The organism is Streptomyces sp. 796.1 (genome assembly GCF_047525675.1).
Classification (GTDB): domain Bacteria; phylum Actinomycetota; class Actinomycetes; order Streptomycetales; family Streptomycetaceae; genus Streptomyces.
On record NZ_JBLIWA010000002.1, the window covers coordinates 114,017 to 126,623 of the forward strand.

A 12,607-nucleotide genomic window follows, 5' to 3' on the forward strand; every position below is an offset into this window, starting at 1 on the left:
CCCCTATCCGGTAGCGCGGCTCATGGTGAACTCGACATGGTGGACGGCGCCGGTGATGGGGTCAGGCCAGCGGGCCACCTCGCCCTGGACCTCCAGCGTCATGCCGTCCCACTCGATCCGGTCGGCCGCCCGCACATCCGGCGCCGTGCCGGGCGCGGACTGCACCCGCCACCCGGTGACCACCGCCGTACGCGTCGGGTCCTCCGACTCGACCTGGGTGGCCGGCTGGACGTTGAGCTGGCCAATGGCGAGCCGCGTCGCGACCGACCAGTCCGGCACGGCGTTGCCACCCCGGTCGATGCGCACGCCCGCGCGCACACGCGTCACCGTGTCGAAGAAGAACATGGTCACGCGTCCCCGCTCGTGCGGACCTTGTGCCGGGCGACCGCCCTGGCCCACTGGTCGGTCACGCCGATCGCCGCCTGCGCGCCGAAGGTGACGGACTGCCCGCCGACGGTCTTCGACTGGATGCCCGGCAGCACCGTGTAGATCGTGCGCGCCTGGTCGAGGACGACCTCCTGGATGTCCTCCGGCGTCACGGCCCAGCCGTGGTCGTACACCCCCCGTACGCACCGCAGCCGATCCGGCCATCCGCAGCCCAGCCGCCGCAGCACACCCGACTCCGACCACGAGTAGTCCGTACCGTCCACCAGGGCGACGTCGTCCAGGCGGACGCTGCTCACCGCGATCGTCGGCCAGACCGGCAGCAGCAGCGACCGCCGGCCGCCGCCGTCCAGCGTCACCGTGTCGCCGGCGACCAGAGTGACCCGGTGGCCCACCGCCCCACGGAACCGCCGGCTCGCGGCCGTCAACGCAGCCAGCAACCGTAGGTCATCGGCCGGCACGCCCAGCCACACGGCGAGTTCGGCCGGGTCAGCAAGGTAGTCGTCAGCCGCCACCACCCGCACCGCCCTTGCCCCGCGGCGCACGCCCCTTGTTCGCCGCCGACCGGGCCTTGTTCGGCGCGGCGTCCGCGGCCTTCGCCCCGTCCGCCTCGCCGGCGCCGTCGTTGTCGGCCGGCAGCGACACGGCCTCGGTACGGCGCGCCTCCACCAAGTCGGCATCGGTCAGCCCCCGCGCGTCGGCATCGCTCGCGTTCAGCTTCAGCGTCGTCTCGGCGCCGCCCGCCGACCGGACCTTGTACTTACGTAGTGGGCCGCCCACGACGGCCACCTCCAATCGTTCGTCCACCGGCACGGACGTGGAGGGCGGGCCGCACGCCGCGTGCTCGGCGCCGCACGGACACCGCCCTCCCGCCGACCGGCGCGTGAACAGCATCAGGACGCGATGACGCCGGCCGCGCGCAGCTTGGCGAGCAGGCCGTTGATCGCACTGCGGGCCGCCGTCAGGTCGGTGACGACCTTGTCGAACTCGGCCTTCGTCGGGTTCGCGCCGGCCGCCGCCGTCGTGGTGACCGCCGGCATGTCGGTCTGGGCCGCAGCCTGCCGGCCCTCGCGGGCAGCGCCCGCGCCCGGGTTCAGGTACGCCATGGTGTGGCCTCCGATCAGGGGGTCAGGTCGATTTCAACGAAGGCGTTCGGCTGGACCACGCCGAACGCCGCGCGCATCTCGGCGAGGATCGCGACCAGGTTGCGGACGAAGAAGTCCAGGTGGCTGTCGGTCATCTGGATGGTCGCCTGCTCGCGGTCCCACAGGATGGCCTTGCGGAAGTCCCCGACATAGCCCACGCCGGCAGGGACGGCCTCGGTCTCGATGACCGGCACGCCCCACAGGGTGCCGGCACCACCGGAGCCAGCCGGCCCGCCGAAGTAGTACCTCGCCTCGTTGTCCTGGAGGATGTCGAGCGTCTCCAGGTCGGCGGGGTTGAGCAGGTAGGCGTTGGCCATGCTGCGCCCGACGAGGCGGACCTTCGTCTTCGCCTTCCGCGTGGTGGTGAGCAAGTTGGTGTCGTACGTCTGCGCCTGCACGCCGGACACGTTCGCGAGGCCCTCGAAGTTCTCGCCCGTACCGTCGCCCTGGACCATCTGGTCTTCGAGCTCCTCCTCCAGGCCGTACCGGAGGAAGGCGTCGATCAAGGTGCGGATTTGCGCGGCGTCGCTGAGCGCCCTCTTCGTGACGGGCATCCAATGCGCGATCGTCTTGACCGCCGTGTTGACCTTCGCCAGGGCCAGGCCAGACTCCGGCTTGTACCCACCGCCCGTCGCGTTGACCAGCGGGCCGGCGCTGCCGGGCGCGGTCGGCGCCGCCGACGACGTGGCCTCAGCGACCGGCGCCGCGTTGTTGGTGGTGCCGGTGAAGCGCACGTACTCCACGGTGTCCGACGTGGTCGTCCCATTGGTGACCACGTCCCGGATACGCAGCGGGCGCTGGAAGGCGTCCAGGCCGACCTGGAGACCGCGCTCGTCCGGCTGCACGAAGACGCCGGCGGAGGTGTCGCTACCACCGGTGACCAGCGACTTCACGCCGAACATCTCCGACTGCACGCGCTGGTTCTTCGCGAACTGGCCGGACTTGGCGGCGGCCATCAGTCCCTTGTACTCGGCCGACTCCACGAACTGCTGGCCGATGCTCTTCTTCCGGTCCGGCAGTTGGAAGCCGGACGCGGTCCGGCGGCTTCCGTCGTCGTCAGTCTTGGCGTTCAGGGCGATGTCGTCGCCCAGGTCGGCGAGCGTCTTCCTGAGTTCGTCGTTGCCCTTGCGCTTCTCGATCTCGGCCTTCGCCTCGGTGGCCTTGGCCATGTGCTCGCGGAGCTGGCCGGCCTCCTCCGGGGTGAAGTCGCGGTCCTCGTCCTCGGCCTTCTTCGCGAGCGCGCGCGCTTCAGTGAGTGCGTGCTTCATCTGGCCGGTCAGGTCTTCCACCGTCAGGGTGGCCATCTGGCCCCTCCTCATTCCGTGAGCGTGGCCTCCAGCTCCAGGAGCTGGAGGGCGTGGCGCAGACGGAGCGAGTCGGTTCCGGCCTTGGCGGCGCCCTGGTCGGGCGCTTCGCGGGGGTCCGGCGTGGTCTCGTCCTCAGTGCTGCTGTCGGTTGTCTGGTCGTCGGCTGGGGTGTCCTGGGCGGGCGGCGTGTCCGGCTGGGCGGAGGGCTGGTCGCCGTCGGCCGCCGGACCCGGCTGGCCGGGCACCTCGGTGTCACTGGTCTTGCCGGCTGTGGCGCCGGCCTTCTCCGGCGTGGCGCTGGTCAGCACCTCGCCGATCGCCTCGTACGCGCTGGTCAGCGCCTCGAAGTTCTTCTGGGAGAGGACGCGGCCGGCCTTCGCGCCGCGCGCCAGGGTGGCCGCCTTCGCGGCCAGGAGCTGCGTCTCCTGGTTCGCACCCACCAGCGTCGGCCCCACCTCGTAGAGCTTCACCTTCCGCAACTCGTAGTAGCTGGTGGGGTTGCCCTGCTCGTCCTCACCCTCGACCCAGGCGCCTTCGACCACGTCGTAGGCGAACGAGAACTGGGTGACCCTGCGCCCCTTGATCAACCGGTACACCTGCGCGGCGGTCGGGTTCGTGTCCAGATCCTCGATCTGGGAGCGCACCAGCAAGCCGGCCCCGACCTGTTGAGCTTCCTTGACGATGCCGATGTGGGAGAACGGGTCGCCCCAGTCGTGAGACCAGATCGTGGGAATGGGGTCACCTCGTGACGCCCATTCAGCGAGCGTGTCCGTGAACGCGCCCTGGACCATCTTGTCCCCGGCGGAGTCGACGTTCCCGAACACGGATACGAGGGCGATGAACTCGCCCTCGGCCAGGCCGTCGGCCGGCCCTGCGGCCTTCACCTTGGCCGGGCAGTCCTTGGTCTGCACCGCTGTCCTCCTCTTCTCCAGGTCGGTCAGCGGCGGAGCGTCGTACCACTGCCGGATTGCGTCCTCGGTGCCCTCCGGCCGGCCATCGGCCGAGGCGCGGGCCAGGCAGGTCTCCATGCCGGGGTCCAGTACGACCACGGCGGCGCCGGCTTCCTCGTAGCGCGCGAGCTGCCCCGGCCATGGATTGGTGTGGATCAGCCACGCGTCCGCGTCCACCCCGCGCAGCACCCGGCCGATCGCCGACTTCCGCGCGGCGAACGCCACCTCGCGCACGGCCGGCGGCGCGGCGTGCGGCGAGGTCGAGCCGAGAGCCTGGGCGAGCTGGTCGAAGTCGATGACCACATCACCGGCCGTACGCTGCGCCGCGATCCAGGTGCTCTTCCCTGCGCACGGGGGGCCGACGACCACAGTGATCGCCACCGGTCACCCCCTGTCGTAGTCGAGCCTGCACTTGCAGTTCGCCTTCTCGGACAGCTTCACCTGGCCATCACCAGGCCAGCGGGCCCCGTTGGAGAACACGTCGTCGAGCGAGACGATCTCGCCGTTCTGCGCCCGATGCGTCGGCCGGGGGGCCGGGCCGCCGGTTCGCCAGACCTTCCGTACTAGCCCGGACGCGCCGGCCGCATCATGCCCGCCGAACGACCGCAGCTCAGTGGCCGCCGTCAACGCCCGGCCGGCCGCCGCGACCACCAGGCCCGTGCCGGCCGCGCGCAGCGTGTCCTGCCAGCTCTCACCCGGCTCCGCCTCCACCTCGGCGATCGCCTCGCTCGCGGCCTCTTCCTGCTGCGCCGCATGCGTCGCCGCGGCAGCCAGCACCCACGCGAGCATCGCGTCCGGCGTCCACCCCTTCGCCTCGGGGTTCCAACGGTCCAGGGTCTCCCACGCGCCGACCTGCGCCAGCCGGTACCCGTGGTCGGCGAGCAGCGCTTCGAGCTGCGCCAACCGATCGTCACGGCCGACGGCCCACATCTCCACCAGCGCCGGCACCCCGCCGGCCTTCGCGCCGGCCTGCGCCAGCAGCCGGTCCGTCTGGCGCTCAGTCCACCGCGACAGCGACGTCTCCAGCGCGTCCCGCTGCGAGCCGAAGTCCCCCAGGTCGGCCGGCCTGGCTGCCGATTTCGCCAGCACCAGGCCACCCGCTTTTGGGGCCGCGCCCCCGGCCGAGTCCGGCGCCGTATCCCGAGGACTGGCCAGGCCGCCCTCGGTCACGTTCATCGGCACGATCAACGTGTCGCCGCCATCTACGGCCGGCAGGTTGTTCCTGGCCCGGGTCTCGTTGACCGTCATCCACGGCCGCCCGGTCGCCGTGCTCGCCGCCGCGGCCTGCTCCTCGAAGGAGCCGCGCAGCTTGGACGCGATGTTGAACTCCGCGTACACGTCCTGGTTGTCCGGCAGGTCAGGCAGGATCTGCGCGCTGATCTCCTGCTCCAGCATCACCAACCACGGACCCAGCGTGTCCTGGTACAGATGGGAGTGCTGCTCGCGAATGTTGCTGTAGGTGGCATGATCCAGAATTCCAATCAACGGCGGCGGGATGAAGTACGCCGCCGACACTTCCTCCCTGGTCAGCTTCCTGGCTTCGATATACCTCGCCTGCTCCGGAGTGAAGCCGACCGGCGAGTACCGCATCCCATCCTCAAGGATCGGCGTGCCGCCCTCGGCACCGCCGCCCTGGGAGAACGTCTGCCACATCTCTCTGAACCTGCGGCGCTCGGCCGGGCTCCACTCCGGGGCGTCCATCGGCCGCTCCAGGACACCCGTCAGCCGGGCCCCGCCGCGCCACATCGCCGACCGCTGCTTCGCCGCCTCGCTCGACTCCAGCAACAGATCGCGCAACGACTCGATCGGCGACGACCCGTGGGTCAGCGCATCCGGCCGATAGCCGTGGATGTGCACCACCTCATCCGGCGCGAAGTCCCGGCCGCCCGCCGTCTCGTAGTGATCCGGCGCGACCCAGGTCCCGCCGTACGGGCGGATCAGTGTCGGCGGCACCGGCAGGATGCGCAGCCGGCCGTCGAGCTTGAGCTTGATCCCGTACGCGTCGTCGTACAGCGCGACGTCGGACACCAGGCGCTCGATCCACCGGTACTGCGTCAACCCCGGGAGCGGCGCCGCCAGGAGCTGGGCCAGAGGGTGATCGGTCAGCCGCTCCCGGTCGGTGTCCGACAGCCGCCGGAACGTATGGATTCCGAGCTGCGCCACATTGCGGGCGATGAAGCCCACCACCGTCCGGACCTGCGGCTGCGTGCGCCAGATGGTCTCGTACTCCCACGGAGCCGCCGGCAACGGCGCCGCCGCGTACCCCGGCAGCACCCCGGCGCCCGTCACCGCGAGCCGGCCGGAGGAGACGACGAACGCCACGATCAGCCACCCCCGCTCGCGAGCACCTGCGTGAACTCCACGCGCGCCCGCTCGATGACGACCTCGCCATCCACAGGCTGTGGTTCGCGGCCGGCCTCCAGTAGCTCCGCATCACGCAGGACCAGCAGCGGGCCCCGCTGCGCCCACAGCACGCCGCGGAACGCGCGCTCGGCCAGGTTCACCACGACCCGCTTCCGGACCGCCGTACGACGCCACGCGAACACGGCCACCTCCCGCTCCGGCCGCTACACGACCATGATCTCGTCCTCGTCCGCGTACCTGCTCTTGCGCCTCGGCGGGCGGGCGACGACTTCCGCCATCGCCGTGGCCAGGGCCGACACCCCGTCGATCTTGTCGCCGCTCGACGCCTTGTCTGGCTTGACGTTGCCCGCCGGGTCCATCGCCACCGCGAGGTTGTCCACGCACCAGCGGACCACCGGGTGCCCGCCATGCCGCAGCGCCGGCGCCTCCGGGCTGCCCTGGAGCACGAGCCTCTGGATCTCCTTCAAGACCGGGCTCATGGTCGCGAACCCTTGCCGAACCTTGACCATCGGGGCCCGCTCGGACACCAGGTCGTTCGTCAACTGGGAGGCGTTCCACGGGTCGTAGCCGAGGCTCCTCACCTTGAACAGGTCCCGGTCCCGGCGGATCTGTTCGCGTATCCAGTCGTAGTCGGCCACGTTGCCCGGCGTCGCGACCAGGTAGCCCTCCCGGACCCAGCGCGACGCCGCGCCGGCCGTCCGCTTGTCCAGCGCCCGAAGGTTGTCCTCCGGCGTCCAGAACCGCCACACGGCATCGAGCGTGCCGGTGGCATCGTCGGGGAACAGCCAGCACAGCGCACACAGGTCGCTCGTGCTGGCCAGGTCCAGGCCGCCGTACGCGTCGCGGCCGGCGAGCTGCTGCTCATCCACCATGCCCGCGTTCGCGTCCCAGTCCTCCAGCCGGATGAACCTGGTGGACTGCTTCGTCCTGATCCCCAGGTGAAGCCGGAGGAACTTGGCCAAGTCGGCCGGGCTTTGCTGCGCCTCCGCCGACGCGCCCCGCAGGTACGCCGCGGAGGGCGACACCCCGTACCCAGGGTTCGCCTTCCGCCACGTCGCCTCGGCATGCGGGTCGTCGTCGTCATCCGCACCCCACACCACGCCGTACGTGTCCGGGTCGTGCAGGGACCCACGAGCGAGCTGCTCCACGTACTGCCGGCGCCGGTCGTAGATCGACTCCTGCTTGCCCTCGTCGGCCGTCGTGATGATGACGACCAGCGGCTGCCGGCGTGAGCCGGTACCGGTCTCGATCGTCTCCACCAGGTCAGGCGACTTGTGGACGTGCAGCTCATCGATGATCCCGCCGTGCACGTTCGCGCCGTGCAGCGCCTCCGCCACCGACGAGACGACCGTGAAGTACGAGCCGCTGGCCGGGTGGGTGATCTTCTTGGTGAACGCCTTGACGTTGCCCTTCAACGCGGGCGCCCGCTCCGCGATCGTCTTGATCGGATCGAACGTGTAGCGCGCCTGCTTCTCGCTGGTCGCCGCCGCGTACACCTGGGCGCCCGGCTCACCATCCGCCGCCATCAGGTACACCGCGATGCCGCCCGACAACGTCGTCTTCCCGTTCCTCCTGGGGACGTCAACGTACAACTTGCGGACGATCCGCACGTACCCCTCGGCCTCGTCATCCCACCGCACCCAACCGAAGACGGGAGCCAGGATGTACGCCACCTGCCACGGGTCCGGGTCCAGCGGCCGGCCCGCCCACTTGCCCTGGGTGTGCCGCAGCAGATGGAAGCTGCGCAGCAGGCGGTCCACGCGGTCTGGGTCGAACACCGCGCCCGGCGCCTCACCCGGACTCGGGGTCTGCACCTTCGGCGGGCAGTCCGGCAGCGGGATGCCGCGCGACTCCAGGTACCAGACGATCTCCGGCGCGATGCCCAGGGCGGCCGGCTCAGCCGGAGCCGGCGTACGGGTTCGCCTCGTCGTCATCGTCGTCGCCCCCGCTTCGAGCCAGAGCCTGCTCAGTCGAGGGGGTCAGCCCGAAGTGGCTGGCCCACGACCGCAGCTCCCGGCCGGCGTTGCGCGCGATCGCGACCGCGGGGTGCGCCAGGGTGCCCTGCTTCGCCTCGATGGTCAGTCCCTCGCGCTGCACCGTCTCCGTCGCCGACCGGAACACGGCCCACGCCTCGCAGTACGCGGCCAGCGCCGCCCGATCCGACTCCTTCACCAGGTCCAGCCGGGACAGCTCCGGCAGCACCCGATCCCACTCCGCCCGCGCCTCCTCGCTCAACCACTCCGGCGCGACCGGCGGGACCCGCTTGAAGGCCGGCCCAGGGTTGACCGGCCGGCCTCCGCTGTCTCTCCCGGGGGATCGGCCACTGATCAACTTGAGCGCCGCCGGCGCCGCCGCCTTCGCCACCCTCCGTCACCCCCTCCGTCAGTCGCCAGCCACCCGTCGACACCCCACCCCGGCCCCCTCACCAGCACCCCACCAGGCCACAGCCCCCTGACCTGCGACGATGCCCCAGGAGACCCCCTATCGGCGAGGTGAGCGTGCGCGATCCCAGGCAACCGCGGCGGGTCCCCTGGCGATCATGGTCGTGATGACGACACCCCTACCCCTACGGAGGGTGACGACGGGCCGTGGTTGGGCCGCGTCGGCTGCTCTGCCCCGGGTGCGGAGGGGGTGGTTCCGCTGGTGGTCAGGTGGGTGCCGGCGGCCTGGAGGAGGCTGCCCAGGGCGTGTCGGACGTCGGTCTCGGTGACCTGTCCGGAGTCGTTGGCGAGGGTGAGCTCGCCCAGGGTGCAGGTGGTGGGGGTCCGTCGGTGCAGTGGATGGCGACCTGGACGGGCATGGTCAGCTCGGTCACGGGGTCACCTCGGAGGTGTCTGTGGGGAGGGTGGTGATGCGGAGGAGCTCGCCGGTCGCGGTGGTCCGCACGACCAGGTCGCCCTCGCCCAGCAGTTGGTGTCCGGCTTCGAGAACGAGTTCGTGGGCGGTCTCGTGGGGTACTCCGCCCTGGGTGAGTTCGCGGTAGTAGCTGCTGAGGGCTTGCGCGGTGGTCATCTCGGGCACGTTGGTCACCTCCTGGCTCGTCGTCGGGCGTTGCCCCTGGCGGCTTCGGCCTTGCTCTTGACCTCGTCGCACGTGACGCAGAGCAGCCCCAGGTTGTCGAGGGAAGTGACGGAGCCGCCTTCGCTGATGGGCGTGATGTGGTCGAGGACGTGCCCTGGTTGGTCGGGGTCGTCGGGGGGTTCGGCCCCGCAGGCGTAGCAGCAGCCGTTGTCCCTGCGTGTGGCCCTGCCCTTGAGCTTGCGCCAGGTCCCTGAGCTGATGCCGTACCTGCTGGCCTTGTCGTCGCGTCCTGCCCAGGGGATGGGCTGGTGTGCGTCGCATCGGCCGCGCGTGGTGGCTAGGTCGTGGCACTCGGGGTCGGTGCAGCGTGTGGGAGGTGCGGTGGGCATGGGCTGCACCTCCTCGGATCAGGATCGCCAAGTGTCCTGGTAGTCGGGGTGGTCGACGTGCGGGAGAGCGAGGAGGCGCAGGGTCTCGCACCATCCGCCCTGGTCGCTGTACTCGGCCGACCAGCCGCACTCGCGGCATCCGTATCCCTCGTCGGCGCCTGACTCAGAGTTGTCGTAGCTGGTCACCTGGTGGATGTCTAGGATGCGCCGCTTAGCATCGACCTCGGCGAGGACGCGCGCTGGGTCGTGTCGGGCGATGTACTCGGTGGTAGCGCGGAGTTGCCTGCCGCTGAGTGCGAATCCGTCGCACACGGTGATCCCATCGACCGCCAAGACCTCGTCGGCCTCAGCGTTCACGTGCCATGGGCCAGGGCTTGCCGCCCTAGCTGCTGCTTCGTCCTCGTCCAGACGTGTGCGCAGGAACGTCGCGAGATCGTTCACGGTCTACCCCCTGGGTCGCGGTTGGGGTGGTTGGGGCCGCCCGGGTGCCCGGCCTGGGCGGCCCCTTCTCCTCCACCAGCCCCACGGTGGTCTGCGGGCGCCCCTGGGGGCGCGTGTGCGGGCATGCGAACGGCCCCCTGGCAGCGAGGCGAGGGGGCCGTTGCGGTGGCTTCTGTGTCCGGGCACGCCGGACTTGCGGCCCATGATGGGCTATGTGATCGCTTGGGTCAAGCTCAGCCGAGGACGGCCTTCTTGAGCTTGTCCGCTTCGGGGCCGCTGTCGGTGGCGGGGATGGTCCAAGTGTGGGTCTTCTGCTCACCGTCGGTGTAGACGAGCTGGCCGCCCTTGGCCTGGGCGGGGGTGAGGTCGAAGGCGACGCTGCGCCACTGGTAGGCGCCCGGCTGCACGGGGCCGCTGTTGGTGTAGCCGGCCGGGGTGACGGAGGTGGCCTCCCCGTCGAGGGTCGTGACGGACTGTCCGTCGGGTGCGGTCCACGTCCAGCCGCCGGAGTCGGCCGGCGCGGTCTCGTCGGCGGCGACCGCGGTGACGGAGCGCGCCTTGTAGGCGATCACGGCGTACCGGCCGTTGGCCGGCTTGAGCATGCCCTGACTGGCGGTGGGGGTGTAGGTGACGGCGGTGGGGGTGATCTCCAGGCTACCGGTGCCGCCGGCGCCGATGGTGGGCGCGGCCTTGCCGAGGGGCAGGCCCTTGCCCTTGCTGGTGTCGGCCGACGGGTCGGCGGGGGCGCTGGTCCCGGGTTCCGTGTGCGGGGCGCCCTTGTCGCCGCTGCCGCCGCTGTCGTCGGAGCAGGCGGTGAGCGGGAGGAGGGCGAGGAGTGCGGCGGTGGTGATGGCGGTGCGGTAGCGCATGCGTGTCCCCTGGGCGGTCGCGTCGGGCGTGGCGTGTGGGGGGATCGGCAGCGTAGCGGCTGGTGCGACCTCTTCGTCTGCGAACCGTCACATGTGCCGCAGCCACACCCACTACAGCTGAGAAGCCATCTGTGGCTTCCACGGCTGAGAGGTGGATCATGGCGGCACGGAGATTCGACAGGGTTCGGGTAGCGCGGCTGCTGGGCCTGTTGGTGGACTTGGCGGACCTGTTGGAGGCGTTGTCGGGCGGGCTGTAGATGCCGGTGCCCCCGCCCGGGGGACATCGGGGCGGGGGCACTGTCGACGGTACGGCGGGGGTCTGACAACGGGTGGCCCCGCCTGCGACGGGGTGCGCGGGCGGGGCCTGCCGGGCGCGACCCGGCGCGTGCTGCCAGTGTGGCAGCGTCAGTCGGTCTCGCGGCGGATGACGACCACGGTGGCGTCGTCGCGGTAGACCTCCCCGTCCTCCTCTCCGTCCTCGGCTGCGGTGACGAGCGCGTCGGCGAGAGCCTGCGGGTCGTCGGCGTGCTGCCGGCACAGGGCCTCGGCGACCTCCGGGGGCACCTGGTCGGAGACGCCGTCGGAGACGAGCAGCACGAGGCGTTCGCCCTCGGGGATCTCAGCTTGCCGGCAGGTCATTTCGGTGGCCTGCCCTAGGCCGAGCCGCGTCCAGTTGTCGTGGTCCTCGGCGGCCAGTTCGACGGCTGCACCACCGTTGATCCGGAGCCATTGGCCCATGGTCTGGTCGGTGGAGTAGAGCTTGAGTCGATGGCCGTTCCAGCCGTAGGCCCTGCAGTCCCCCACCCAATGGATGGTCGTGGGCAGGTCCGGCTCCACCGAGGCGTAGATCGCGGACAGGTGCGGTGGCTGGTCGTAGGCGTCGCACATCCGGCCGGCGGTGATCAGGCCGACGAGGCCGCCCATGACCATGCCCGTGAGGGCGATCACGGGCGGTGCGTGCTGGGCGAGATCTACGGTCTCCGGGCGGTGGCCGGCGCCGTCCACGACTGCTGCGGTGACGCGTTCACCGCGGCGGTGGATGTGGTGGCCGTCTGCGGAGGGGGGCTTCGTGCCTGCCCGGGTGGCGTGTCCGGTGATGATCAAGGGTTGTCCTTCCGTCGAGCTGAGTTCGGGCGGGTGGCTAGCTTGCCGTCAATGAATGGCCGCAGTCCGGCTTGGTCCACCAGCCGCACTCCTCGCAGTACTCCATGGGGGCCGCCTCCTACAGCTCGTTCGGTTCGAGGGCGAAGAAGAGCGTGTTGGCGTCGACCAGGCGAGGGTCGCGGGCAGCCAGGTCGCGCCTGATGCCCTCGTAGACCTCGGCTCGCGAGGCACCCAGACGCTGGTCGTAGACGCCGTCGTTGGTGTAGATGCCGAGGCCCTGTGCTGTGGTGAACTGCAGGGTGATGATCCAGTGGTAGGTGCCCATGGGGCTCTCTTCTCTGTTGTAGTCCGGAAGTTGTTGCAGGCCGCCTGGGCGTCTACTTGCCGAGGGACGCGATGACGCGTGCGACCGCCTCGAAGGCGTCGAGGGCGTGGGGGTCGAACTGCCCGCGGCTGCGTTGGATGTCCCTGGCGAGCTGGTCGTAGAGGTGCGTGGCGTCGCGGTGCCGGCCGGCGGCGTGGGCGCTGGCGGCGGCAGCCATCCGGGCCTCAATGTCGGCGTCGCTGAGGCCCTGGTTCGTGTTCATGGCGTCTCCTGGCGGTGTAGTTGGGTGTGTAGTTCCGTGTAGCTGG

Annotated in this window: 17 protein-coding genes; all 17 read right to left on the reverse strand. The window is 70.8% G+C overall.

Features of this window, described 5'->3' with window-relative positions; genetic code table 11:
- Window positions 1–3 precede the first annotated feature (3 nt).
- The 17 genes from ACMA1D_RS01920 to ACMA1D_RS02000 all read right to left on the reverse strand — a co-directional run bounded on the left by ACMA1D_RS01920 (window position 4) and on the right by ACMA1D_RS02000 (window position 12,561).
- Window positions 4–351: a hypothetical protein gene (locus tag ACMA1D_RS01920; RefSeq protein ID WP_414722072.1), complete on the reverse strand. Its 348-nt coding sequence runs from the start codon at window positions 349–351 to the stop codon at window positions 4–6.
- Window positions 348–902 (reverse strand): mobile element protein, encoded by a 555-nt coding sequence (locus tag ACMA1D_RS01925; protein WP_414722073.1) that lies wholly within the window; start codon window positions 900–902, stop codon window positions 348–350. The genes ACMA1D_RS01920 and ACMA1D_RS01925 overlap by 4 nt, the downstream gene beginning before the upstream one ends.
- On the reverse strand, window positions 889–1,191 hold the full coding sequence (locus tag ACMA1D_RS01930; protein ID WP_414722074.1) for a hypothetical protein: 303 nt from the start codon (window positions 1,189–1,191) through the stop codon (window positions 889–891). Before ACMA1D_RS01930 ends, ACMA1D_RS01925 begins: the two co-directional genes overlap by 14 nt.
- Before the next feature lie 86 nt (window positions 1,192–1,277).
- Entirely contained in the window at window positions 1,278–1,490 is a 213-nt protein-coding gene (locus ACMA1D_RS01935; protein WP_414722075.1) for a hypothetical protein, read from the reverse strand.
- A gap of 14 nt (window positions 1,491–1,504) precedes the next feature.
- Window positions 1,505–2,833 (reverse strand): phage major capsid protein, encoded by a 1,329-nt coding sequence (locus ACMA1D_RS01940; RefSeq protein WP_414722076.1) that lies wholly within the window; start codon window positions 2,831–2,833, stop codon window positions 1,505–1,507.
- Window positions 2,834–2,844: 11 nt separating this feature from the next.
- Window positions 2,845–4,167 (reverse strand): HK97 family phage prohead protease, encoded by a 1,323-nt coding sequence (locus tag ACMA1D_RS01945; RefSeq protein WP_414722077.1) that lies wholly within the window; start codon window positions 4,165–4,167, stop codon window positions 2,845–2,847.
- 3 nt (window positions 4,168–4,170) lie between these two features.
- On the reverse strand, window positions 4,171–6,108 hold the full coding sequence (locus ACMA1D_RS01950; RefSeq protein ID WP_414722078.1) for a phage portal protein: 1,938 nt from the start codon (window positions 6,106–6,108) through the stop codon (window positions 4,171–4,173).
- Between the two features lie 2 nt (window positions 6,109–6,110).
- Window positions 6,111–6,332 carry a hypothetical protein gene (locus ACMA1D_RS01955; protein ID WP_414722079.1) on the reverse strand — a complete coding sequence of 74 codons (222 nt, stop codon included), beginning with the start codon at window positions 6,330–6,332 and terminating at the stop codon, window positions 6,111–6,113.
- A gap of 21 nt (window positions 6,333–6,353) precedes the next feature.
- Entirely contained in the window at window positions 6,354–8,084 is a 1,731-nt protein-coding gene (locus tag ACMA1D_RS01960; RefSeq protein ID WP_414722080.1) for a terminase large subunit, read from the reverse strand.
- Window positions 8,047–8,385, reverse strand: a complete 339-nt coding sequence (locus tag ACMA1D_RS01965; RefSeq protein ID WP_414722081.1) for a phage terminase small subunit P27 family — start codon at window positions 8,383–8,385, stop codon at window positions 8,047–8,049. Before ACMA1D_RS01965 ends, ACMA1D_RS01960 begins: the two co-directional genes overlap by 38 nt.
- A gap of 576 nt (window positions 8,386–8,961) precedes the next feature.
- Window positions 8,962–9,162, reverse strand: coding sequence for a hypothetical protein (locus tag ACMA1D_RS01970; RefSeq protein WP_414722082.1), 201 nt, complete (start codon window positions 9,160–9,162; stop codon window positions 8,962–8,964).
- A 14-nt stretch (window positions 9,163–9,176) separates the two neighbouring features.
- Complete coding sequence (locus ACMA1D_RS01975) at window positions 9,177–9,560, reverse strand: HNH endonuclease (RefSeq protein WP_414722083.1); 384 nt, start codon at window positions 9,558–9,560, stop codon at window positions 9,177–9,179.
- An 18-nt stretch (window positions 9,561–9,578) separates the two neighbouring features.
- Window positions 9,579–10,001 (reverse strand): DUF6221 family protein, encoded by a 423-nt coding sequence (locus ACMA1D_RS01980; RefSeq protein ID WP_414722084.1) that lies wholly within the window; start codon window positions 9,999–10,001, stop codon window positions 9,579–9,581.
- Between the two features lie 233 nt (window positions 10,002–10,234).
- Complete coding sequence (locus ACMA1D_RS01985) at window positions 10,235–10,870, reverse strand: hypothetical protein (protein WP_414722085.1); 636 nt, start codon at window positions 10,868–10,870, stop codon at window positions 10,235–10,237.
- A 405-nt stretch (window positions 10,871–11,275) separates the two neighbouring features.
- Window positions 11,276–11,974 (reverse strand): PP2C family protein-serine/threonine phosphatase, encoded by a 699-nt coding sequence (locus ACMA1D_RS01990; RefSeq protein WP_414722086.1) that lies wholly within the window; start codon window positions 11,972–11,974, stop codon window positions 11,276–11,278.
- A gap of 118 nt (window positions 11,975–12,092) precedes the next feature.
- Window positions 12,093–12,299, reverse strand: a complete 207-nt coding sequence (locus ACMA1D_RS01995; RefSeq protein ID WP_414722087.1) for a hypothetical protein — start codon at window positions 12,297–12,299, stop codon at window positions 12,093–12,095.
- 52 nt (window positions 12,300–12,351) lie between these two features.
- Window positions 12,352–12,561: a hypothetical protein gene (locus ACMA1D_RS02000; protein WP_414722088.1), complete on the reverse strand. Its 210-nt coding sequence runs from the start codon at window positions 12,559–12,561 to the stop codon at window positions 12,352–12,354.
- Between the last annotated feature and the right edge of the window lie 46 nt (window positions 12,562–12,607).

Bases quoted from the DNA above. Each gene is read 5' to 3' on its own strand.
- ACMA1D_RS01935 (WP_414722075.1), bottom strand. From the start codon at position 1,490: ATGGCGTACCTGAACCCGGGCGCGGGCGCTGCCCGCGAGGGCCGGCAG.
- ACMA1D_RS01985 (WP_414722085.1), bottom strand. From the start codon at position 10,870: ATGCGCTACCGCACCGCCATCACCACCGCCGCACTCCTCGCCCTCCTC.
- ACMA1D_RS01960 (WP_414722080.1), bottom strand. From the start codon at position 8,084: ATGACGACGAGGCGAACCCGTACGCCGGCTCCGGCTGAGCCGGCCGCC.
- ACMA1D_RS01995 (WP_414722087.1), bottom strand. From the start codon at position 12,299: ATGGGCACCTACCACTGGATCATCACCCTGCAGTTCACCACAGCACAG.
- ACMA1D_RS01940 (WP_414722076.1), bottom strand. From the start codon at position 2,833: ATGGCCACCCTGACGGTGGAAGACCTGACCGGCCAGATGAAGCACGCA.
- ACMA1D_RS02000 (WP_414722088.1), bottom strand. From the start codon at position 12,561: ATGAACACGAACCAGGGCCTCAGCGACGCCGACATTGAGGCCCGGATG.
- ACMA1D_RS01970 (WP_414722082.1), bottom strand. From the start codon at position 9,162: ATGACCACCGCGCAAGCCCTCAGCAGCTACTACCGCGAACTCACCCAG.
- ACMA1D_RS01975 (WP_414722083.1), bottom strand. From the start codon at position 9,560: ATGCCCACCGCACCTCCCACACGCTGCACCGACCCCGAGTGCCACGAC.